Annotated in this window: 17 protein-coding genes; 13 read left to right on the top strand and 4 right to left on the bottom strand. The window is 53.9% G+C overall.

Annotated features, from left to right (window positions below):
• Nucleotide 1: 1 nt before the first annotated feature.
• The 4 genes from DVR09_RS11430 to DVR09_RS11415 form a co-directional block, all read right to left on the bottom strand.
• Entirely contained in the window at nucleotides 2-1,762 is a 1,761-nt protein-coding gene (locus DVR09_RS11430) for a cation:proton antiporter domain-containing protein (protein WP_115417035.1), read from the bottom strand.
• A gap of 50 nt (nucleotides 1,763-1,812) precedes the next feature.
• The gene (locus DVR09_RS11425; RefSeq protein WP_115417034.1) at nucleotides 1,813-3,468 is read right to left on the bottom strand and encodes a bifunctional GNAT family N-acetyltransferase/carbon-nitrogen hydrolase family protein; all 1,656 of its coding nucleotides are present in this window, start codon (nucleotides 3,466-3,468) and stop codon (nucleotides 1,813-1,815) included.
• 110 nt (nucleotides 3,469-3,578) lie between these two features.
• Nucleotides 3,579-4,799, bottom strand: coding sequence for an NADP-dependent isocitrate dehydrogenase (locus tag DVR09_RS11420; protein ID WP_115417033.1), 1,221 nt, complete (start codon nucleotides 4,797-4,799; stop codon nucleotides 3,579-3,581).
• A 292-nt stretch (nucleotides 4,800-5,091) separates the two neighbouring features.
• Entirely contained in the window at nucleotides 5,092-5,319 is a 228-nt protein-coding gene (locus tag DVR09_RS11415; protein ID WP_115417032.1) for a hypothetical protein, read from the bottom strand.
• An 872-nt stretch (nucleotides 5,320-6,191) separates the two neighbouring features.
• Here DVR09_RS11415 and DVR09_RS11410 point away from each other — a divergent pair.
• The 13 genes from DVR09_RS11410 to DVR09_RS11345 all read left to right on the top strand — a co-directional run bounded on the left by DVR09_RS11410 (nucleotide 6,192) and on the right by DVR09_RS11345 (nucleotide 21,646).
• Nucleotides 6,192-7,139 (top strand): sugar transferase, encoded by a 948-nt coding sequence (locus tag DVR09_RS11410; RefSeq protein ID WP_234041417.1) that lies wholly within the window; start codon nucleotides 6,192-6,194, stop codon nucleotides 7,137-7,139.
• A gap of 720 nt (nucleotides 7,140-7,859) precedes the next feature.
• Complete coding sequence (locus DVR09_RS11405) at nucleotides 7,860-9,194, top strand: FAD-binding oxidoreductase (protein WP_199798572.1); 1,335 nt, start codon at nucleotides 7,860-7,862, stop codon at nucleotides 9,192-9,194.
• 36 nt (nucleotides 9,195-9,230) lie between these two features.
• Entirely contained in the window at nucleotides 9,231-10,559 is a 1,329-nt protein-coding gene (locus DVR09_RS11400) for a nucleotide sugar dehydrogenase (RefSeq protein WP_115417031.1), read from the top strand.
• Nucleotides 10,560-10,563: 4 nt separating this feature from the next.
• The gene (locus DVR09_RS11395) at nucleotides 10,564-11,508 is read left to right on the top strand and encodes a Gfo/Idh/MocA family oxidoreductase (protein ID WP_115417030.1); all 945 of its coding nucleotides are present in this window, start codon (nucleotides 10,564-10,566) and stop codon (nucleotides 11,506-11,508) included.
• Nucleotides 11,505-12,095 carry an acyltransferase gene (locus tag DVR09_RS11390; RefSeq protein WP_115417029.1) on the top strand — a complete coding sequence of 197 codons (591 nt, stop codon included), beginning with the start codon at nucleotides 11,505-11,507 and terminating at the stop codon, nucleotides 12,093-12,095. Before DVR09_RS11395 ends, DVR09_RS11390 begins: the two co-directional genes overlap by 4 nt.
• Nucleotides 12,092-13,171 carry a DegT/DnrJ/EryC1/StrS family aminotransferase gene (locus DVR09_RS11385; RefSeq protein WP_115417028.1) on the top strand — a complete coding sequence of 360 codons (1,080 nt, stop codon included), beginning with the start codon at nucleotides 12,092-12,094 and terminating at the stop codon, nucleotides 13,169-13,171. Before DVR09_RS11390 ends, DVR09_RS11385 begins: the two co-directional genes overlap by 4 nt.
• A 35-nt stretch (nucleotides 13,172-13,206) precedes the next feature.
• Nucleotides 13,207-14,451, top strand: coding sequence for a lipopolysaccharide biosynthesis protein (locus DVR09_RS11380; protein WP_162814955.1), 1,245 nt, complete (start codon nucleotides 13,207-13,209; stop codon nucleotides 14,449-14,451).
• Nucleotides 14,448-15,086, top strand: coding sequence for an imidazole glycerol phosphate synthase subunit HisH (gene hisH / locus DVR09_RS11375; protein ID WP_162814954.1), 639 nt, complete (start codon nucleotides 14,448-14,450; stop codon nucleotides 15,084-15,086). Before DVR09_RS11380 ends, hisH begins: the two co-directional genes overlap by 4 nt.
• Nucleotides 15,079-16,992: an N-acetyl sugar amidotransferase gene (locus DVR09_RS11370; RefSeq protein ID WP_115417025.1), complete on the top strand. Its 1,914-nt coding sequence runs from the start codon at nucleotides 15,079-15,081 to the stop codon at nucleotides 16,990-16,992. Before hisH ends, DVR09_RS11370 begins: the two co-directional genes overlap by 8 nt.
• A 26-nt stretch (nucleotides 16,993-17,018) precedes the next feature.
• Nucleotides 17,019-17,912 (top strand): carbohydrate deacetylase, encoded by an 894-nt coding sequence (locus DVR09_RS11365; RefSeq protein ID WP_115417024.1) that lies wholly within the window; start codon nucleotides 17,019-17,021, stop codon nucleotides 17,910-17,912.
• Between the two features lie 41 nt (nucleotides 17,913-17,953).
• Complete coding sequence (locus DVR09_RS11360; RefSeq protein ID WP_234041615.1) at nucleotides 17,954-18,973, top strand: CapA family protein; 1,020 nt, start codon at nucleotides 17,954-17,956, stop codon at nucleotides 18,971-18,973.
• A gap of 10 nt (nucleotides 18,974-18,983) precedes the next feature.
• Entirely contained in the window at nucleotides 18,984-19,670 is a 687-nt protein-coding gene (locus DVR09_RS11355) for a phenylacetate--CoA ligase family protein (protein WP_115417022.1), read from the top strand.
• Nucleotides 19,671-20,365: 695 nt separating this feature from the next.
• Nucleotides 20,366-21,646, top strand: coding sequence for a hypothetical protein (locus DVR09_RS11345; RefSeq protein ID WP_115417020.1), 1,281 nt, complete (start codon nucleotides 20,366-20,368; stop codon nucleotides 21,644-21,646).
• The last annotated feature ends 13 nt before the right edge of the window (nucleotides 21,647-21,659 follow it).

Below are 21,659 nucleotides of genomic sequence, written 5' to 3'. Positions count from 1 at the left end.
CTCAGGCGTCCGATGTGCTCGTGCGCAACTTAGGCTTGTAGGCGAGCGCGCCTTCTTGCTCGATCTGCACACGGAACTCGTCACGCTTCTCGTGTATCGAAGCGATTACAGGACCCATGGCCACGCCGATATCGACCAGCACAGCCTCGGATAGCTGCAACGAGCTTTCAAGTGTTTCGGGAACGGCGTGGCTGGCCCCCACGCGGTAGAGCGCGGCGGCATGCCGCACATCCCGGGCGCGGCAAACGATCAGGAGATCGGGATGTTCCTTGCGTAGCTTCGACACCAGGCGTTGGACGAGCACCGGTTCGTCCATGGTCAGAACAACAGCGAGCGCATTCTCGATTCCCAGGCGGTTCATCGCATCGCCCCGCGCCGCGTCTCCGAAGGTTGCCCTGAAACCGCTACGCTTAGCAGCCTCGATCAAATCCGGGTCGGCATCGAGAGCCACATAGGGCTTGTCATGCGCCGTGAGCATCTGCGCGACAAGCAGGCCGACGCGGCCCGCACCGACGATGATCACGCGCGGTTCGTCCTCGCTGTCGGCAGGCAATTCGGGCATCGGTTCGACGCGCCGCGCGATGGCGCGCCCCAGGCGGGCAAGCAGTGGAGTGACGGTAAGGCCGATGGCAGTGACGATTTGCCAAAACTGCGCGGTTCCCGGTTGAATGAGCAAGGCTGAACTAGCTGCTGTGATAATGATCAGGCTGGTTTCCGATGGGCTGGCCATCAATATGCCCGTTTCCGCCGCGGTGCTGCGGCGGGCGCCCATCAAACGAAGCAGAACGCCGGTCACCAGCGCCTTGAACGGCAGGATAAGAAGGACAGCCGTCGCGATAATCCCGATGTTTTCCCATATGGTTTGCAGGTCGATGCTCATGCCGACCGTGATTAGGAAAATCCCCAGGGCAAGGCCCTTGAAAGGTTCCATGATCGTTTCGACCTCGCTGTGATATTCGGTCTCCGCGATCAGCAGGCCGGCGATCAGCGCACCGACGATGGGCGACAGGCCGACTGCGGCCGTCGCCAGGCTTGCGCCGATCACGACCAGCAGCGAGGCAGCGAGAAAGAGCTCGGGACTTTTGGTACGCGCGGCCTGGCCGAACAGGCGCGGCAAAGCGAATCGCCCCAGGATCATCATGGCCGCGATGACAAGGCCGCCCTGCCAAAGCGTGGTCAGCATGCCTTCCCACCCTTCGCCCGCCGCATTGGGGGCCATGGCGCCGAGAATGAAAACGATCGGCACGATCATGATATCTTCGAACAGCAACATTGCGAGCGCGGCGCGGCCGACCGGAGAATGCGTGCCGGCTATGGGCAGGACGATGGCGGTCGAAGAGAAGGCGAGGGCGAAGCCCAGCGCGAGCGCTCCGGTCCAGTATTGCCCCATCATCGACAGGGCGACGGCGAGACAACTGCCAATGACGATCAGTTCCATGGCACCCAGGCCGAAGACCAGTTTGCGCATTTGCCACAGGCGGTTGAAACTGAGTTCGAGGCCGATCGCGAAGAGTAGCAGGATAATCCCGAATTCCGCGAACGGTTCGAGAGCCTCGGGATCGGATATCGTTATGTGATTGAGCCATGGATATTCGAAAACGAGCCGCCCGAGACCGTATGGCCCGACCGCGAGGCCAATCAGGATGAACCCGATGATCGGCGTAACGCGAAAACGCGTGAAAACCGGAATGACGAGCCCGGCCGCGCCAAGAATGACGAGCGCGTCCGATATTGCCGGGCTTGCGAATTCTGCCGATGCCATGGCGTTACCCGTAACCGCGCCTTGCTATGCTGTCACGACGCTTGGCCTCTCTAACCCCCGCCTGCATGCGAAGGACCGAGCGGCTCGCGGCGCGGACGCGGTTTGCCAGGGTGTTTGCCGTCTTCGTCCCATTCGATGCGGTAGAGGTCGAAGCGCCGATCCGCGAGATTGCGCACCGTGCCTTCCGCGCGTGCCCAGCTTAGGTCGGCGAGGTTGATGTCGCTGATCGTCAGCGTTTCGACATTCTCGCTTGCCTCGGCGGCAATACCGTCGCGCGCGAAGGGAAAGTCGCACGGTGTGAGGATGCAGCTTTGCGCATATTGAATATCCATATTCGCGACATTGGGCAGATTGCCGACATTGCCCGAGAGGACGACGAAGCACTGGTTCTCGATCGCCCGCGCCTGTCCGCAATAGCGCACGCGTAAGTAGCCCTGCCGACTGTCGGTGCAAAACGGCACGAAGATGATCCGTGCGCCTTCGTCGGCCAGGCGGCGGCTGAGTTCGGGAAATTCGCTGTCGTAACAGATTTGCACACCGATGGGGCCGCAGTCGGTCTGAATTACTTCGACCTTGTCGCCGCCCTTGATATTCCACCAGTACCGTTCGTTCGGGGTGGGGTGAATCTTCTCCTGCGCATGCACCGCACCGTCGCGCAAGCAGACATAGGCGACATTGTGAATATCGCCATCGTCCATGCGCGTGGGGTGCGAACCGGCAATGATGTTGATGTTGTAGCGCATCGCCATCTCCGAGATGTCGGTGCGCAGACGCGGGGTGTATTCCGACAAACGCTCGATCGCCTCGACTGGGGAGAGTTCCTTTTCCTCGAAGCTCAGCAACATGAGCGTGAAGAGTTCGGGGAAGACTATGAAATCTGCCTCGTAATCGCTTGCTACATCGACGAAGTATTCGATCGCGCGCATGAATTCGGCGTAGTCAGCGACCTGCCGCGCCTGGAGCTGGCACGTTGCCACGCGGACGGCCTCGACACCGCGCGGCAGGCGCTTCTTAACCGGCTGGTCGCGTTCGACATAGGGGTTGCGCCAGACCATCATGACGGCGTTCGCCATCGAGGCCTTGTCCTCGGGCAGATAGCCTTCCATGATCCGTTCGGGCTCGAAGCCATTGGCGAGCTGGAAGCGAAGCACCGGGTCGTGCAGCTTTCCCTCGACCACCTTGTCGAGATAGTCTTCCGGTCCGTCGACCCGTCGGCGAAAACGGCGATAATTGGGCATCCGTCCGGCAAAGACGATGCCGGTCAAATCCTTCTCTTCGGCGAGCGCTCGCCGCTCTTCGTAAAGCCGCCGCCCAATGCGCACACCGCGTACCTTGGGATCGACGCACATCTCGTAACCATAGAGCCAGTCGCCGGTGGGATCGTGCCGACTGCCATAGCCATTGCCGGTGATCTCATCCCAGTCGTGGGGCTGGAAGGCCAGTGCCTCGGCGAGCTGCATGGTCGCGCAATAGCCGACCACCTCGTCGTCGAGCAGCGCGACGAAGCAGCCTTCCTTGAAATTGTTGATCTGGCCGCGGATTTCCCCGTGGGTATAGGCCGGCATGTCTTCGTAAACCCGGCGCACGAGATGCGCGATGCCGGGAATGTCCTTGATCATCGCATTGCGCACCTCGAGGCGGCGCTGGCCGAACTTCTCGGTTCCCTTGCGTTTCGTGGTGCGCTTCTTCTGTACCGGCTTGGCCATGCATTCCCCGTCTTGTTGGCGGACCCCATACGACAAGACCGGGACCGGCGTCACGCCGATCCCGGTCTCGTGCGTCACTGCCTAGGCAATGACGAAATCAGCGGAAGGTTTCAGGCCCAGGCCTGCATTTCCTTCTCAAGGTTTTCGACAATCGCCTCGAAGAACTGCTCGGTGGTCATCCAACTCTGGTCCGGCCCGATCAGCAGCGCGAGGTCCTTGGTCATCTTGCCGCTTTCGACGGTCTTGATGCAGACCCGCTCGAGCGTCTCGGCGAACTTCACAACATCCGGAGTGTTGTCGAAGCGACCGCGGTAAATGAGGCCGCGCGTCCAGGCGAAGATGCTGGCGATCGGGTTGGTCGAGGTCGCCTTGCCTTCCTGGTGCTGGCGATAGTGACGCGTGACCGTGCCATGCGCAGCTTCGGCTTCGACGGTCTTGCCGTCGGGCGTCATCAGGACCGAGGTCATCAGGCCGAGCGAGCCGAACCCTTGTGCCACGACGTCCGACTGCACGTCGCCATCGTAGTTCTTGCAGGCCCAGACGAACTTGCCGCTCCATTTGAGCGCCGCCGCGACCATGTCGTCGATCAGGCGGTGTTCGTAGGTGATCTTCGCCTCAGCGAACTTGTCCTTGAATTCGTTGTCGAACACTTCTTGGAAAAGGTCCTTGAAACGACCATCGTACTTCTTGAGGATGGTGTTCTTGGTCGAGAGGTAGACCGGCCAGCCACGGTCGAGACCGTAGTTCATGCAGGCGCGTGCGAAGTCGCGGATGCTGTCGTCGAGGTTGTACATCGCCATGGCGACGCCCGAGCTCTGGAACTCGTAGACGTCGAGATCGATGTTCTCGCCGTTTTCGCCTTCGAAGACGAGGCGCAGCTTGCCGGCGCCCGGGATCAGCGTGTCCTTGGCCCGGTACTGGTCGCCGAAGGCGTGGCGGCCGACGACGATGGGGTCGGTCCAGCCCGGGACGAGCCGCGGCACGTTGTCGATCACGATCGGCTCGCGGAAGACGACGCCGCCGAGGATGTTGCGGATCGTGCCGTTCGGGCTCACCCACATCTTCTTGAGGTCGAATTCCTCGACGCGCGCCTCGTCGGGAGTGATGGTGGCGCACTTGACGCCGACACCATGCTCCTTGATGGCATTGGCCGCATCGACCGTAATCTGGTCGTCGGTCTCGTCGCGCTTCTCGATCGAGAGATCGTAATATTTCAGGTCCACGTCGAGATAGGGCAGGATCAGCCGCTCGCGAATCCACTGCCAGATGATTTTCGTCATTTCGTCGCCGTCGAGCTCGACGATCGGGTTCGCAACCTTGATCTTCGCCATGGGGTTCCTGTTCGTTCGCATGTAGGTTGCGCGCGCCATAGCAGAGCGCGGGCCGAGGGCAAGGTTCGAACCGGGGAGTGCAGACTCTCGAGAGATCGACTCAGCCTGGTTGCGCCTTCCGGATTGCGTCAGGACCGGGGCCGGGTCGAACATGCTGCGGGGTGCCGCGCAGAGTTTCCCCCACCTGCGCGTAGCCGCTAATCGACCTACCACCGATAAGCCTGGCTCCACGCACAAAAACGGCCGCGAACCCGAGGTCCGCGGCCGAATTTATTTGAGCAAGAAAACTTGCTTAAACGCTAACCGGCGTATCGTCGTCGTCGCTGGCAGCAGCGATGATGCCGCCGATGACAGCGAGACCAGCGAGGATAGCGATGATGAGGCCGGCACCACCGAGTTCCGAAGTCTCTTCGGAAGTGGCGGTCTGACGCTCAACAGCCACCGGGGCAGCCGAAGCAGCTACCGGCGCGAAAGCCATCGTAGCAGCCGTAGCTGAAATCAAGATCTTCTTCGCAATCATATTTTTCTCCATTGTCGACATAGATTCTTGACTGACGCACCTAATGAGCTGCGCCAGCCGCGCCCGTCTTCGATTCCCTACCTATTTGATTCTGCGGGCGTTAGCAACCCGCTTGGTCGCAAAATTTGTCCTTTTGGTCTGACACGCCACCGACTAGCTCAATGAAGGTTCCCAAAAGGTTGACGTCTTACCTTGTTCCTGCCCCGAATTGCAGATCACGATGCTCTTTGAGGTTGGTCCCCGAACAAGAGAAAAGTTCGATATAGGCTATGCTTGTCATCAAGCCTCGTTTTGGAACTGTAGGTCGTGTGCAGGCCTTGATGTATCCGATGTGCGGGGTGGTATTGACGGAAAACGATGAATGGCCTTTTGCAGGTAACGATACTATGGATACGCGGCGGAGTGCCTGAATTGTGATTGCGGTGGCGGGCTTGGCTTTATCGCCGGTTGCTTGCGAAGTTCGGCCCAAGGGACTTGTAGGGCTTCTGGAGTAGAGTTTTGTCGGTAAATCTCCCCTCGGCGATCGTGCGCCGCGGCATGTTCCATTCTTTGCGGTTCGAGCTTGCTTTCGTGCTGCTTTTCGGTGTGGTCGCACCGGTTCTGGGCCTAGCCATCTTCGAGGCAGGAATTTCCCAGGGTCCAGCACGATTGGTGAATTGGATTGCTCAACCTGTCGTCACAAATTCGATTCTGGGCGTTACGGTCAGCACGATCGTGTCGATCGCTATTCTCCGTCGCTTGCGGTTTTATCCGGGTGTCGCTGTTGCCAGTTCAATTCTTCCCGTCTTGGGCATATCCTTCGGATTGTTACTTGCTGTGATAGCCGGACTGAGGATCGAGTATTCTAACAGGCTCATTGTGACGAGTTTCCTGTGTGTGTTGCTGGCCCGCTTCGCGATCACGGCAATGCGATCTCGAGCGAAGGGATTATTGTACTTTATCGTTCCGGGGGCCGGGTTGACGTCGTTAGTCAGCTGCGCGGTGCGCCGATCTTTGTCATGGACAATCCTTCTCTCGAAAGCTTGCCCGACTGTGCCATCGTCGCTGATCTCTATGCCGACCTCGACCCTGAGTGGGAGCGTTTTCTCGCAGAAGCCGCGATTTCTGGGCGTCCTGTTTATCATTACAAGCAGGTTTGGGAGGCGGAGACCGGAAAGGTCCAGATCGAGCACATGTCCGAAAATGGTTTCGGGGCTCTTGTTCCCAGTTTTGCCTATCAGAAAATGAAGCGTGCGATCGACGTGGTGCTTTCTGTACTGGCGCTTCCTTTCATCATTCCGCTGATGGCGATATGTGCCGCTGCGATCAGGTGGGATAGCAAGGGACCGATCTTTTTTCGTCAACGACGGATGGGCTTTCGCGGGGTCGAATTCAATGTCCTCAAATTGCGGACCATGACAGAAAGCCATGTCGGCGACGACCGCGACCTTTCCATTACGCGTAATGATGATAAGCGTATCACGAGGGTAGGGGCTGTTCTGCGACGGACGCGGGTCGACGAACTCCCGCAGATATTCAATATCATGCGTGGTGAGATGAGCTGGATTGGGCCTCGGCCCGAGGCCGTAAGCCTGTCTCAATGGTACGAGGGCGAGATCCCGTTCTATCGCTATCGCCATATTGTTCGCCCAGGGATCACGGGATGGGCGCAGGTCAACCAGGGGCACGTGGCTGACTTAGATGAAGTCAACGAAAAACTTCAGTATGACTTTTATTACATCAAGAACCTCTCCTATTGGCTGGATCTTCTAATACTAATTAGGACTATTAGGGTCGTGTCTTCCGGACTTTTTTGTGAATTCACTCCTAGATTTCAATGAGTGTATCCGCGAGGATCTTCGTTGCGTGCCGTTCGAATTGCAGTCCTTTAAGCTTTCGAGGCGATTCACTTACGCGGAGTGCGTTATGCTTGGTAGGCGTCTGCCGAGATTGTCGGGCTCTTCGCGGACAGGGAGCTCTTGCTTCGTCCTGCTCGAGCTTCGTGCAGTGGGTGCCTGCTTCTGATTGCTTGATGTTGGGCCCGGGCGTACAATCCGGTCGCCGGTTGTTCCTCACAGTTGACACCATATGCGCAACCACTAAGGGATCTGGCTTCGCCCTACCGCATATATGAACCAGACCGGTGTGTATTTTCTGACAGAGGTGAAGGAATGGGTGGTGGGCAAATGTCATGTACAGTATCTTGGGCTTTCTTGATCGTTCCAGTATAGCTGCCGTACTGGAGGTAATTTCTCGCGTCTTGGGGTCTACTGCCATTGAAAGAAGGATGCTGTTGTCAGCGATGAAGCCGATTTTGCGAATATGCGGTGTAGAATGGTTGAAGTCGATGTCTTGTATAATACTGTATTTCGGGAAATTCTTCTTAGAATTGATAAATATTGGATATTCGGTTTCGATGTCCGTTAATCTCGCTGCCTCTCGCGGTTATCGGCAGCATACTGACTGATCTTGTGATGGCTTTAGCGGACGAACTCAGTTGCCTTCTTGGGCGAAGGGGGTGGCGGAGCCCACCCAATTGTCAGCCTTGGCAAAGAGATTGGTTGAACCAGTCAGGTGAGGAACCTCTGGGGGTTGCCATGCCAGCCTCTACTGCGGAGGTCACGCAAATATTGAAGTTGTGTCATCAGGCGCAAGTGCCTGTTGTTCCTCAAGGCGGCAATACAAGCTTGGCGGGCGGCTCTGTGTTGGGTGAATCCGGCGGGGTAATCGTATCGTTGTCCCGTATGAATCGTATTTCAAGCCCCGATGTTGAGAGTGGTACGATTGAGGTCGAGGCGGGGGCGGTTCTCGCTAACATCCATTCAGGTTTGGAAGGCTCTGGCTTTATGCTGCCTATGCGTCTTGGTTCTGAGGGAAGCGCTCAGGTTGGTGGATTGATTTCGACAAATGCAGGTGGGAGTCATGCTTTTCGATACGGCATGATGCAAGATCTCGTTCTCGGTTTGGAAGTTGTTTTGGCGGACGGACAAATTTGGAATGGGATGCGAAATGTACAAAAAGATAACGCTGGATACCAACTGCGAAAGCTTTTTTGTGGTTCTGAAGGCACGCTAGGCGTTATCACAAAGGCGAATTTGAAGTTACACCCTGAACCTGTTCAGCATGTCACTGCTTGTGTATCTTTGCCTGACTTCAACTCTGCTTCACGGCTAGCGACCAGTCTTCGCCGCGAGGCGGGCGATTTCCTTACGGCGGTAGAGTTTTTCTCGGACTTCGGTCTAGAAATGGCTTTGGCGCATATACCGACCCTCCGATTTCCATTTAGCGAAAGAGCTCCCCACTATTTGCTGATTGAGGTCTCCTCGAGCTCAGCCAAGGTTCCCTTGGAGGATATATTAAACGATGTGATAGAGCGCGCTTTTGACGCAAACCTTATCCTTGACGGAGTTATCGCCACTTCACTATCGAAGCGCGCAGAATTATGGCGTTTGCGTGAGGAGCAACCTGAAGGTCAAAGGTTGGCTGGGCCACAGCTTAAGCATGATATCTCCGTTTCCCCCGGTCGATTGGCGGTGTTTTTGCTGGAAGCCGAGAAAATCTGCATGTCGATCTTGCCTGGCGTTCGGATCAATCCGTTCGGTCACATCGCCGATGGCAATGTGCATTATAACCTCTCGCCACCGTTGGGGCAGCAAAGTTTTGCCGGGCAAGAGGCGGAATTCGCGTCGCAACTGGGCGAGTTGGCTTCGGAAATGGGGGGCAGTTTTGCCGCAGAGCATGGCTTGGGCCGGACTAAAGTTTGGCTGGCGGACAGGCTACGCAATCCGGTTGAGCGTCGGCTAATGACAAATCTCAAGTCGGCGATCGACAGTACTCGAAACCTCAATCCTGGTACCCTTACTGCATCTCTGAAACTGGTTCGTCCCGTCATTTAGACGCAAATCCAGACTATTCCCCGAAAGCGAAGAAAAATGGAAAACGAGAAATTTTCTGAGGAAGCAAATACCCTGTTAGCCAAGATCAACGCCAATAAGGCAGTCATCGGCATATTCGGCATGGGATACGTCGGTCAGCCTTTGGCCCTTCGCTATTCTGAACTGGGGTTCAAGGTTATTGGGTTTGATATCGATGCGGACAAGGTTGCGCAACTCAACTCTGGGATATCGCACATCGAGCATATTGCCGACGCCGATATCGCTTCCGCTGTCGAGTCGGGGATGGAGTGCACGACAGATTTCAGTCGTACCTCTGAGGCCGACGCATTGATCCTCTGTGTACCGACGCCGCTCAATAAATATCGGGAGCCGGATTTGAGTTATGTGATCAGCACTACAGAGCTGATCGCCCCACACTTGCGCGCTGGACAGGTGGTATCTCTCGAGAGCACAACTTATCCGGGAACTACAGAAGAAGAGCTTTTGCCTCGTCTTAGCTCAAAAGGGATGACAATTGGCAAGGACATATTCCTTATTTACTCTCCTGAGCGTGAAGATCCTGGGAACGAAAATTTCAAGACGAATACTATCCCTAAGGTGGTCGGCGGCCATACCTTAGCTTGTTTGGCGGTGGGTAGAGCGTTGTATGAGAAGGCTATCGATCGAGTTGTGCCGGTATCGTCTACGAAAGCTGCTGAGCTAACGAAACTTCTGGAGAATATCCATCGGGCTGTGAATATTGGCCTCGTTAATGAGATGAAGATTGTCGCCGATCGGATGGGGATTGACATTTTTGAAGTTATAGATGCAGCGGCTACCAAACCTTTTGGTTTTGCCGCATACTATCCTGGTCCTGGACTGGGAGGTCATTGCATCCCAATTGATCCTTTTTACCTGACTTGGAAGGCTCGCGAGTATGGACTCCATACTCGTTTCATTGAGCTGTCTGGCGAGATTAACCGTGCGATGCCCGAATATGTCGTTGGTAAAGTCGTGAAGGCCCTGAACGAGGCGCGTAAGTCGCTCCGTGGTAGCAGGATCCTTGTGCTGGGCATCGCCTACAAAAGGAACGTTGATGACATGCGTGAGAGCCCTTCGGTTGAAGTGATGGAGCTTTTGCGCACTGCGGGGGCTGAAATTGCCTATTCAGACCCTCACGTGCCAATGTTCCCCAAAATGCGAGAGCATAAATTTGACTTAGCTTCGGTGGAGCTGACACCGAAGATCGTAGCTGGTTTTGATGCTGTCGTGTTGACCACCGATCACGCAAAATTTGATTACGACATGATCCGCGAGAACGCTCAAGTTATCGTTGACAGTCGGGGGGTTTATCGCGACCCGGCAAATAACGTTATAAAGGCTTGAAACGATGAAGAAGTTTGCTCTAGTCGGTGCTGCCGGATATATTGCTCCAAGGCACATGGCGGCCATTCGCGACACTGGGAACGAATTAGTCGTCGCAATGGACTCTAACGACTCTGTGGGAGTTATCGACAGCCATTTTCCTGAGGCGCAATTTTTCACCGATTTTGAGCTATTAGACGCGTTCGTAAACGCTGAACGCCGCGCGGGGCGTGGAGTGGATTATACAGCCATCGCTACTCCAAATTTTCTACATGCCGCTCACATGCAATGGGCATTGCGCTCTGGCTCTGATGCTATTTGCGAAAAACCGCTTGTTCTAAATCCCGAGCAGCTAGACGAGCTTCAGGCGATTGAGGCTGACACTGGTCGAAAGATCTACACAATTCTGCAATTGCGTCTGCACCCGGCAATCGTAGCTTTGCGCGACCGGGTTGCAAAAATGCCTGAGAATGAGAAAGTCGATGTCGATTTAACCTATATCACTTCCCGCGGAAACTGGTATCTAAAAAGCTGGAAGGGGTTTGCCGAGAAATCTGGAGGTATTGCTACCAATATCGGCGTGCACTTCTACGACATGCTGCATTTCGTCTACGGTAAGTTGCAGGAAAACATCGTCCATTTGAACACGCCAACCAAAGCTGCAGGATATCTCGAATACGAGAGGGCGAGGGTGCGTTGGTTCCTGTCTTTGGATGTTGCTGATGTGCCAGCTGAAGAAATTGCAAAAGGCAAGCGTACCTTCCGCGCCGTGGTTGCGGATGGCGAAAATCTCGAATTTTCGGACGGTTTCACGGACTTGCATACTAGAGTCTACGAGGACATTTTATCTGGGGGCGGCTTTGGAGTAGAGGACAATCGCGTTGCTATCGAAACTGTCTCGACCATCCGCAATGGCCCAATCGCGACTGCTGGCGATTTGGCCCATCCCTTCGCAAGGGTAGAGGGATGAGCTATTATCGACATCCTAGCGCAATTGTCGACGAGGGCGCACAGATCGGCGAAGGTAGCCGGGTTTGGCACTTCGTTCACGTTTGCGCCGGCGCTAAAATAGGTTCGGAAGTCTCGCTCGGCCAGAATGTATTTGTCGGTAATAAGGTCGTCATCAATGACCGCTGCAAAGTACAGAATAATGTCTCGGTTTATGATAATGTGAGATTGGAGGAGGGCGTGTTCTGTGGTCCTTCCATGGTTTTTACCAATGTTTACAATCCACGCGGCTTGATCGAGCGCAAGGACCAGTACCGCGACACGTTGGTTGGGCGGGGGGCGACTCTAGGCGCAAACTGTACAATTATCTGTGGGGTAACCATAGGGGCCTATGCATTTATCGGGGCAGGAGCCGTAGTTAACAAGGATGTCCCCGATTTCGCACTCATTGTTGGTGTTCCGGGCCGACATCGCGGCTGGATGAGTGCTCACGGTGAGCAACTCGATCTTCCATTGTCTGGTGAGGGCAGTGTCACCTGCGTTCATACCGGTGATATCTATACACTATCCGGAACATCCGTGACCCGTAAGGAGGCCCCCACCTCGTGATACCTTTCATTGATCTAGCCGCCCAGCAGGAGCGATTGCGCCCAGAGATTGAGGCTAATATTGCGCGTGTCTTAGCTCATGGCCAGTTTATTCTCGGCCCAGAAGTTGCCGATCTGGAAGACAGGCTTGCGGCTTACACCGGCGCAGCACACTGTATCACGGTGGCTAATGGAACTGATGCACTGCAAATTGCTCTTATGGCGTTGGGTGTCGGTCCCGGGGACGAAGTAATCACTCCGGGGTTTAGCTATATAGCCACCGCTGAGGCAGCTGTTCTTTTAGGTGCAAAAGTTGTTTACGTCGATATCGATGAAGATAGCTATAATATGAATCCAAGCCTGCTGGAAAAAGCTATAACGTCGCGTACTAAGGCGATAATTCCAGTTTCGCTTTATGGTCAGCCTGCGGATCTCGACGCGATCAATGCGATTGCGAACAAGTATGATATTGCAGTAGTGGAGGATGCTGCCCAGAGCTTCGGTGCGAGTTACTGTGGGCGAAAGTCGGGCAATCTCAGCACTATAGGATGCACCAGTTTTTTCCCATCGAAACCGCTCGGCTGTTATGGCGATGGTGGGGCCTTGTTCACCTCTGACTCTGATTTGGCTAAGGTAATTCGCCAGATTGCCCGCCACGGGCAAGCGGAACGCTATCATCATATACGGGTCGGTGTAAATTCGCGATTAGATACGATTCAAGCCGCAATCTTGCTGGCTAAGTTGGACGTCTTGGACGACGAAATTTTAGCACGGCAGAATACCGCAAGGGCTTACACCGCTGCATTAGACGAACTCGAAATCCTCACGCCGAGCGTTGGAGCCCAGTGCGCAAGCGCGTGGGCTCAGTATACAATCCGTGTTGATAATCGCCAGGCCGTTCAGAAAGTTCTCAAGGCGGCAGGCATCCCTACTTCTGTACATTATCCCTTACCGCTGAACCGGCAGCCTGCTGTAGCCGACGCGCGAGCGGTTTTGCCGATCGGCGATAAAGTCGCGGATGAAGTCTTAAGTCTGCCGATTTGCGGGTACACAGACCCGTCTATACCCATTCAGGTTGCTAGTTCATTGCGTAGCTAAGCGAAACAATGTTCAGAAATCTACGTGGTCGGATCATGAGGGGCGAAGGCTTCCTCAGGAATATCTCCGTTCTAATGGCGGGGACCATTGCTGCCCATATGATCACGGTCGCGGGTATCCCTATTACAACACGATTATTCAACCCAGAAGCGTTCAGCATCCTGGCGATATACTCGGCAATTTTGTCGATATTGCTGACCTTGGTAACTCTAAGTATGCACTTGGGTATTCCGATCGCGGCCACGCATCGCCAAGCTTTGTCGCTAGTTGCGGGGTCGGCGCTAATTATCGTGATATTTACAGTCGTTCTAAGCTTCGCTGTAGTATTTGGCAGCCATTGGATCATTGGCGCATTGGGTCGACCGGACTTCGAACCCTACCTTCCTCTGCTAATTCCCGGCTGTCTTCTGGGCGGGGGCTATGCTTTGCTACAAATGTGGTTTAGCCGCCGAAAACAGTTTGGGCTTGTCGCGAGAACCCGAGTAGTGAGGTCTGCTGGGGGCACTGGCACGCAGTTGGCCTTTGGCTTCGCTGGCGGCGGTCCTGTCGGTTTGGTACTTGGGCACCTGTTATATAATGGGTTAGGCGTTTTTGGGCTTTCTAGACGCCTAATACGCGACGAAGCTGGGAAGCTGAAGGAGCTCACAGTCGCCGATGTCCGCCAAGGCCTTCGCTCGAATAAGAAATTTGCAATTTTCACAACTCCCGAAAACTTAGCGAACGTTGCGGCCATACAATTGCCGGTTTTAGCGATCGCGGCGAATCCTGAAACAGGCGAGGTTGGGCAGCTTTATCTCGCGCAAAGCATCATGATGCTTCCAATGATGCTCATAGGTAGTTCGGTTGGCCAAGCATTCATTGCCGACGCACCCGAATATTTTCGTAGGGGCGAACTCTGGCATTTTACAAAACGCGTACTACGCGGCCTGACATTGACTGGCGCGCCTTTATTGCTGCTAGCCGGTCTGATTGCCCCGTTTCTGGCGGGCCCAATTCTCGGTGAAGGATGGACTCGTACTGGCGAGCTGATCGCTTGGATTACGCCTTGGATGATCCTTCAGTTTTTGTCATCCCCGCTTTCGACCATCTTTTATATTGCGGGAAAACAGTGGCTTGCCTTGCTTGTTCAGCTCATAGGTCTGTGCCTCCGTTTTGGTGTCGTTCTGGTAGCAATCTCGATGGCACCAGGCTGGGCGATGGAAGCATACGCACTATCCGGGGCAGCCTTCTATCTGAGCATGCTGGTCGTGATGTTAGCTGTGGCGAGAAAAAGACAATGAATAATCGAGGCATTACGATTGTTGATTATGGTAGTGGGAACATAGGATCCCTTTATAACATGTTCAAATACATCGGTGCGGAAGTTCATGTTGTATCGGATGCCGATAAAATCCCTAAAGATACTGCGCTGGTGCTTCCTGGCGTAGGGCACTTTGGTCGCGCTGCCGAGAAGCTGGAAAAGAGCGGGCTGGCGAAAGCGGTATTGGAACATGCTGACGCTGGGGGGGCGTTGCTGGGAATCTGTGTGGGGATGCAACTGTTATTCCAAAATAGCAGCGAAGGAGATGTACCTGGACTTGGCTTGTTGAAGGGAAAAGTTTGTCACTTTGACCGAGACAGGTTTGCCGAACGTTTGCCCTTACCGCATGTGGGGTGGGGGTACACCGATCCCACAAATAGCATCGGTAGTCGACTTATGCAGAATATGCCGCGGCGCCCGCGTTTCTATTTTGTGCACAGCTACCACGCCGTTTGCGCGAATAAGGCTGATGCAATATTGGAATCCACGTACGGGTATCGGTTCACCTCCGCCGTTTCGCATGCCAACGTCACTGGACTGCAGTTCCATCCCGAGAAAAGCCACACGTTCGGCATGACCCTTCTCCGCAACTGGATCAAGTGTATCAATGATTAACAAGCGCGTAATTCCGGTGCTTCTCCTTAGGGGTAGCGGTTTGGTAAAAACCCGTAAGTTCGCCGACCCGATTTACCTTGGTGATGCCATCAATACGGTTTCCCTATTCAATCAGAAAATGGCCGATGAAATCATAGTCCTAGATATTGAGGCATCGGTTCAAGGGCGCGCACCAAATTTCGAAATGATCGAACGCTTAGCTTCGCAGTGTTTTATGCCCTTAGCTTATGGTGGGGGCATATCGACTGTCGATCAGGCGGCCCGGCTTTTTCATCTCGGCGTCGAAAAAATAGTTCTAAACAGTTCTGCGCTCGATCAAGGCACCTTGGTCCAGGATATTTCGGAGATCTATGGGAGGCAAGCTGTCGTAGTATCTATTGATGTTGTGAACGAAGCTGGGCTGTTGAAAGTGCGTCGACCTTCCGATGGGGCTATCATGGAAATGCCTCCCCTCATTCACGCACAGTCGGCGCAAAGCGCAGGCGCCGGTGAAATCCTCGTTCAGGACGTTCTGCGCGATGGCACTCAACAGGGCTACGATATAGACCTGTTTAAAGGTATTTCGGATGGCCTCAATGTCCCACTGATCGCTCTGGGAGGGGCTGCGGATGCCGACGATCTAAGCCGCGTGATGAAACGGGGCGGCGCGAGTGCGGCCGCTGCGGGGAGTCTCTTCGTGTTTGCCGGCCGGAAGCGTGCTGTACTTATTTCGATGCCTAACTGGCAGGATGACGAGGATGATTGGGCGGGGGCGCCGAGCGGTAAGCCAGAAGTCACTGAGGTAGTGGATCCCCCGCGCCCTAACCGGCGTATGTGTACCTTAACGGTTCTAGACGATACGGACCCAGCATTCGAGACGGACGCCGAAGGGGTGGCCCTTCTTGCCCGGAAGGGTCAAGCTATGTTGAGGGAAAATCGGCTCACTGGTGACGCCGGCCGGGAGCGCATTGCTCATATCGCAGAGCGCGCCAAGGCTGAGGGCCGCGGCAAGGATTACGACTGTATCATTGGCCTGAGCGGTGGCGTCGATAGCACATATGTCGCCATGATGGTCAAGGAACTAGGCCTTCGCCCGCTAGCGTTGCATCTGGACAACGGATGGAATTCCAATACAGCTGTTCTGAATGTCAAGCGCATCGTAGATATTCTCGATATTGATTTACATACCTATGTAATCAACTGGGAGGATATGCGCGATCTTCAGCGCGCGTTCTTTAAGGCTTCTCTGCCGGATGTCGAGTTAATCACCGACCACGCTATCGTCGCATCGACATTTCAGGAAGCTGCAAAGCACGGGATCAAGACGGTCATCTTCGGTGTGAATGTCACAACCGAATCAATTATGCCAGAGGCTTGGACTTATTCCAAACGTGATGCGGCCCATATTCGTGCGGTGCATCGGAAATTCGGCGAGCGCAAGCTGACCAATTTCCCGCTTATCGATCCGTGGGATTTTACGTACTACGAACGCGTCAAGGGTATACACTACGAGTCGCTGCTGTCCTATATCGATTTCGACAAGAAAAGGGCTGTCAAGGAACTACAAGAAAAGCTCGGCTATGAGCCTTACCCGCGTAAACACGGTGAATCTAGGTTTACGCAGTTTTTCCAAGAGTATTACCTGCCCGAGAAGTTCGGCTTCGATAAGCGCAAGGGACATTTTTCTAGCCTGATCGTCGCCGGGCAGATGGAGCGAGACGAGGCTCTGAGTGAGTTGGAAAAGCCCTTGTATCCCGACTTGCTTCGGCAGCAACAGGATATCGAGTATGTGTGCCGCAAATTGGGCTTCTCCGCGCAGGAGTGGAGCGATATTATGAATGCGCCTGCGGCATCGCATGATGATTACCCAGGGTTCTATACCCGATTGAAGCAATTGCGGTCCCTCCGTCGCTCCTTGCCCTTCTAAATAAATTTAAATCGCTGGACATAGCTATGAAAAACGGTCGAAATTTAATCGTAAACGCCGATGGATACGGGTTCACGCCGGGCGTCAATGAAGGGATCATTAAGACATTTGAGTCCGGAATGATCACGAGCACAAGCTGCACTCCAAATTTCGGTCACTTGGGCGAAGCGGGTAAAGTTCAGAAACAATTTCCCCAGGTGTCTTTTGGCATCCATTTCAATCTCAACGTCGGGCCACCGTGTGCCCCAATTGAGAAAGTTAGGTCTCTGGTCGGCAATGATGGCAGATTTCACGGTCCGGCCTTAGGCGAAAAACTGCTACGAGGTCAGGTCAAGGTCGAGGAAATGGAGATAGAGCTGGAGGCCCAAGCCGCAATATTGGCTGACCAAGGCGTCTCAATAAGTCATTGGGACGGGCATCAGAACAAGCATCTTTGGCCCGTTTATTTTGATGTCGCTTGCCGTGTGGCTAAGAAGTTCAATATCCCAGGAATTCGTTCTCACCGAAGACAACTCTATTCAACCAAAGGGCCCATCGCAGCATCTGCGTTGACGTCCTATTACCTGCGAAACCCCAAGCGAGTCGTTACACATCTTGGCGGTCGCTGGAGAACTGCCCAAGCTGAGCGCCGGGGTTTCGTTGCTGCTGACAGGCTCATTACCCCTGGATATGCTGACGATAGTCACAAGTCTCTCGGAGCATTTTGGCACACCTTGGCCGATACGCTGGCCCAAGGTTACAGCGAGGTATATTGTCATCCCGGTTTCCCGGATGCTCTTCTTAGAGCGAATTCGCAGTATGTCGATCCGCGCGCCGATGAGGTGAAGGTGCTGACCGACCCGCGTGTGTTAGAGCATTTCCGAGAACAGAATATCTCCCTTATCAATTTTTGGGACCTTCAAAAGGTACGTGCAAGTTGAAGGATGTCGCTTCTCCCAGATTGGTTGCGGTCGGGGATATAATGCTGGGTCGAGGTGTCCGGCGCACGGGCGTTCCCGATGCCACCGAGCTCGTGGCGCCCGACCTCTTGGGGCGACTGGATGGAGACATTGTAACCGGCAATCTTGAATGTCTTATCGGATTTCGAGGAACCCCTAATCCTGCGAGTCACAGTCATTTCCAGGGAGACCCTGAAATGGCGCGACCTTTGCTTGAATTGTTCGACGTGGTCAGTGTCGCCAACAACCATTTTGGCGACTTTGGTGATGACGCAGTTGATGAGACCTTGGATTGGCTGGATAAGATTGGGGTCCGCCATGTCGGTATCGGGAATTCGGCCGAGGCCGCCGCTGACCCGGCGATCTTCCATATAGCAGAGCGCAAAATCGCGATTTTCGGAGCGACGACTGTAGGGAATCTGCCTGCGAATAGCCGTTACGTTATGGCAACACCGGGCCGGGACTTATATCGTCGTGTGGAAGACCTCTCCGGGAAGGGGTATCGCTGCATATTGCACTTGCACGCGGGCGGGGGTGATGTGTGCCATCCGGCACCATCAATCCGGAGGTTAATGTCGGAAGTGCGTCAAGCGGGTTTTTCCCTTGTATTTGGACACCATCCGCACGTTGCGCAGGGGGTTGATAAAGCAGCCAGCGGCGTGGTGTTTTTCAGTCTAGGCGATTTCGTCTTTGACAAGTTGGAGGATGGTCGCGATCAGGCGCTTGCATTGACCATCGCCATGGGGGCGACCGTCAGCGAAGACAAGATCGAAGTCGACATCGTCCAGCGCGGGGGCGATCTCAGACTATCGCTCTTATCTGGCTCTTCGAAAGAGATCGCTTTACGACGTTTCCACGATCTGTCGCGAGAAATCTCCTCCGGCGCGTCTGACACGCTCTATCTTGAATGGCGCGGAAGCAAGTGGAAGCGTTTTCTCCAATCCATTCGGGCGGATTGGAAAGCAGGTGGGCTCGGGGCAGTTGCTGCCAAGGTTCAACGCATCGACGCCCGGAAACTGACAGACTTACTATTTCGGCGCTAGGAATGGAGTGATGGCAGCTTCCTATAGAACAAAGATAGTCGACCTTATTCCTGTTTGGGGCATCGCCGTTTTGGCCAATGGTTTGGGCGGATATTATCGTATGAACCGCTACTCGAGCGAAATGCGCCGCACTCTTGCCGAGTGGCTTAAGTTGGAAAAATACGACCAGCAGGAGCTTGAAGCGTTTCAAATTGACCGCCTACGCTATATCGCGCGAGTTGCATATACGACGCCCTACTACAAGAAGGTATTTGCAAAAGTCGGATTCGATCCTGAAAAAATTACGAGTCTTGATGACATCAAGCGCTTGCCCGTGTTGGGCAAGGACGACCTTCGCCAACACGGCGCCGAGATGATCGTTACGAGCAATAAGGCTCCACGGATTAAGCGACACAGCAGCGGCACGACCGGACAGCCTGTGACCTTCTACCAACCCAAACGTATGGCTTTTGCCCAAGGCTATGCGATGCTTTATCAGTTTTATTCTTGGTTCGGATTCTCGCCGCTTGGCAGGCGCGCGACAATGGCGGGACGCTATATGGGCCATAAACCGCGCGGCGTAGTCATCCGAAATTATTTTGAAAATCAACTACTCCTCGGTGTTCATTCCCTCTCGACGTTGTCGGTTCAGGACTACATGAGCGCGCTCGAGAAATTTTCACCTGAGTTGTTACAGGCTCACCCTCTGCCCTGTTGATGCTCAAGCGCTTTTCTGAGCAAACTGGCCACCCCCCCCCAAGCTTCCTCTCGTCAGCTTTACCGGCGAGAATATGACGGAGAACGAGCGGCAGCAACTTAGCCAATGGCTGGGCGGGGCGACTATTTTTGGTACCTACGGCTCCGGCGAAAATGTTATCGCAGCGAGCGAGAGCCCGCACAACGACGGTTATCACGTGCATCCTGCCATCGGATTATGTGAACTTGAGCAAATTGACGGACGGAATGAGATAATCGGGACATCACTGCTTAACGACGCCATGCCCTTACTTCGGTATCGAACCGGCGACTTGGCAGAACACCTCTCGTCCGAGCGCTGTGCAAGCGGACGATACTGGCAGCGCCTAAACGGAATACAAGGCAGAGTAGATGAGCATCTGACCGCGTCGAATGGTTCGCTGGTTGCACCTGTAGTACTCAGAACGGGAATTGCAGCGCTTGGAAAAATATGCGCCCCTACTCGATCGTCCAGCACGCAACAAAAGGAGCTTTCACCCTCCGTATCTATGATGATCCCATGCAAATGCGTGACGCAGACGTGAAATCCGTTATAAAGTACTTAAAGTCGATATTGGGAGAGGCATCACAAATCAGTGTCACGTTCGCTCCAAAGGAAGATTTGTTGACTGCGCGGGCTAAACATCGGATCGTAATAAAGGAAAAGGCTTCGCAGACATGAAGCTTTCGTATTCCATCGTTCGAGATCTCGCCGCATTTTCTACTATCGGATTGGTCACAGTCTCCTGGGCCAGCACTACCGAGTCGACAATTGCGAACTTAGCCACGCTTCGTCTCGGTTTTATTGCCATTATTATATTATATCTTGTTTGGGGTATTGTGAAAAACCCGTCCAAGGCGGCGAGAATACTCGTAGGCAGCGCCTTTATGGGGTTGTTTGCTGGATACTCAATACTGATGCTTGGAGTTATGTCTCCGACAGCCTCTAGTAGCTTTTCTTTGCACATGACATGGGTCATCCTGTCCTCCTCAATCGCTGGCGTTTACTATCTAACGCCAGCCGGAAAGCCGATTGTGTCAGATCGAGCAGTTTGGATGTTTATATGTTTCGCCTTACTGATCCTGATATACACGGTCGTTGAAGGCGGTCTTTTGATATCTGGTTACCCCCGTTTTGTTTATGAGGTAAAAAATTACGAAGGCAATACTATATCGTACTCTCAGGGAATAAGTAAATTTTTCGGTTTGGCGGCAGTATTTTCTGCTATTATTTTATCAAGATCAATGACATCATCCCACTTGAGATATTTATGTGTGGGATTTGTTGGGGTTTTCCTTGCTCTTTCTTTGATAGGGGGTGGGCGTGGCGATTTCATTTTCGCGCTACTGACATCGATGTTGGTGCTTCGAAAATTTTACCTTGCAGCCTTTTTCTTTGTTCTTGTGCTTATAGGATTTGTCTATTCGAGTGCAGTCGATGAGACGCTCTCGGCATACTCCGTTTTGGTCGGTCGTTTTGCGGCTTTTAGTTATTCGCTCGGAATGCGCGATACGTTGCTTATCGACAGTTTTAAGCTACTATTTGACAATATAAATTGTTTCACGATTGGGTGTGGTATTGGCTATTTTCAGAGCTACTATCATTATCCTATGGCGCTCTATCCCCATAACGTGGTGATCGAGATGCTTATTTCGTTCGGGCTAGTGACGACAGCTGCCCTTGTGCTATTGGCGGTCTCCGGGCAAAAGCGCGTGCGCGAGCGTCACGGCAGGTCTCCCAATTTCGAATTCATGATGGTGTTTTTCCTTCTGATTTCAGTCAAAAGTGGGACCATTCTGACATCATTCCTGCTATTCGGGGGGCTCGTTTTTCTGGCCCTTCATGGGGCTGCCAGTTTGCAGGTAAGCAAACGAGAGAAAGCGAAAATCAGTGCCTCAACCCCCAGAACCAACAGATCTCGTCCATTTGACAACCGTCCACGACGTTCTCGATTCTAGGATATTCTACAGA

This window comes from Erythrobacter aureus (assembly GCF_003355455.1).
Taxonomy (GTDB): domain Bacteria; phylum Pseudomonadota; class Alphaproteobacteria; order Sphingomonadales; family Sphingomonadaceae; genus Qipengyuania; species Qipengyuania aurea.
The sequence above is the reverse complement of the archived record's forward strand: the minus strand, read 5'-3'. Positions and strand labels throughout refer to the sequence as shown.

Bases quoted from the DNA above. Each gene is read 5' to 3' on its own strand.
- DVR09_RS11430 (WP_115417035.1), bottom strand. From the start codon at position 1,762: ATGGCATCGGCAGAATTCGCAAGCCCGGCAATATCGGACGCGCTCGTC.
- DVR09_RS11425 (WP_115417034.1), bottom strand. From the start codon at position 3,468: ATGGCCAAGCCGGTACAGAAGAAGCGCACCACGAAACGCAAGGGAACC.
- DVR09_RS11420 (WP_115417033.1), bottom strand. From the start codon at position 4,799: ATGGCGAAGATCAAGGTTGCGAACCCGATCGTCGAGCTCGACGGCGAC.
- DVR09_RS11415 (WP_115417032.1), bottom strand. From the start codon at position 5,319: ATGATTGCGAAGAAGATCTTGATTTCAGCTACGGCTGCTACGATGGCT.
- DVR09_RS11400 (WP_115417031.1), top strand. From the start codon at position 9,231: ATGGAAAACGAGAAATTTTCTGAGGAAGCAAATACCCTGTTAGCCAAG.
- DVR09_RS11395 (WP_115417030.1), top strand. From the start codon at position 10,564: ATGAAGAAGTTTGCTCTAGTCGGTGCTGCCGGATATATTGCTCCAAGG.
- DVR09_RS11390 (WP_115417029.1), top strand. From the start codon at position 11,505: ATGAGCTATTATCGACATCCTAGCGCAATTGTCGACGAGGGCGCACAG.
- DVR09_RS11380 (WP_162814955.1), top strand. From the start codon at position 13,207: ATGAGGGGCGAAGGCTTCCTCAGGAATATCTCCGTTCTAATGGCGGGG.
- hisH (WP_162814954.1), top strand. From the start codon at position 14,448: ATGAATAATCGAGGCATTACGATTGTTGATTATGGTAGTGGGAACATA.
- DVR09_RS11370 (WP_115417025.1), top strand. From the start codon at position 15,079: ATGATTAACAAGCGCGTAATTCCGGTGCTTCTCCTTAGGGGTAGCGGT.
- DVR09_RS11365 (WP_115417024.1), top strand. From the start codon at position 17,019: ATGAAAAACGGTCGAAATTTAATCGTAAACGCCGATGGATACGGGTTC.
- DVR09_RS11360 (WP_234041615.1), top strand. From the start codon at position 17,954: ATGCTGGGTCGAGGTGTCCGGCGCACGGGCGTTCCCGATGCCACCGAG.
- DVR09_RS11355 (WP_115417022.1), top strand. From the start codon at position 18,984: ATGGCAGCTTCCTATAGAACAAAGATAGTCGACCTTATTCCTGTTTGG.
- DVR09_RS11345 (WP_115417020.1), top strand. From the start codon at position 20,366: ATGAAGCTTTCGTATTCCATCGTTCGAGATCTCGCCGCATTTTCTACT.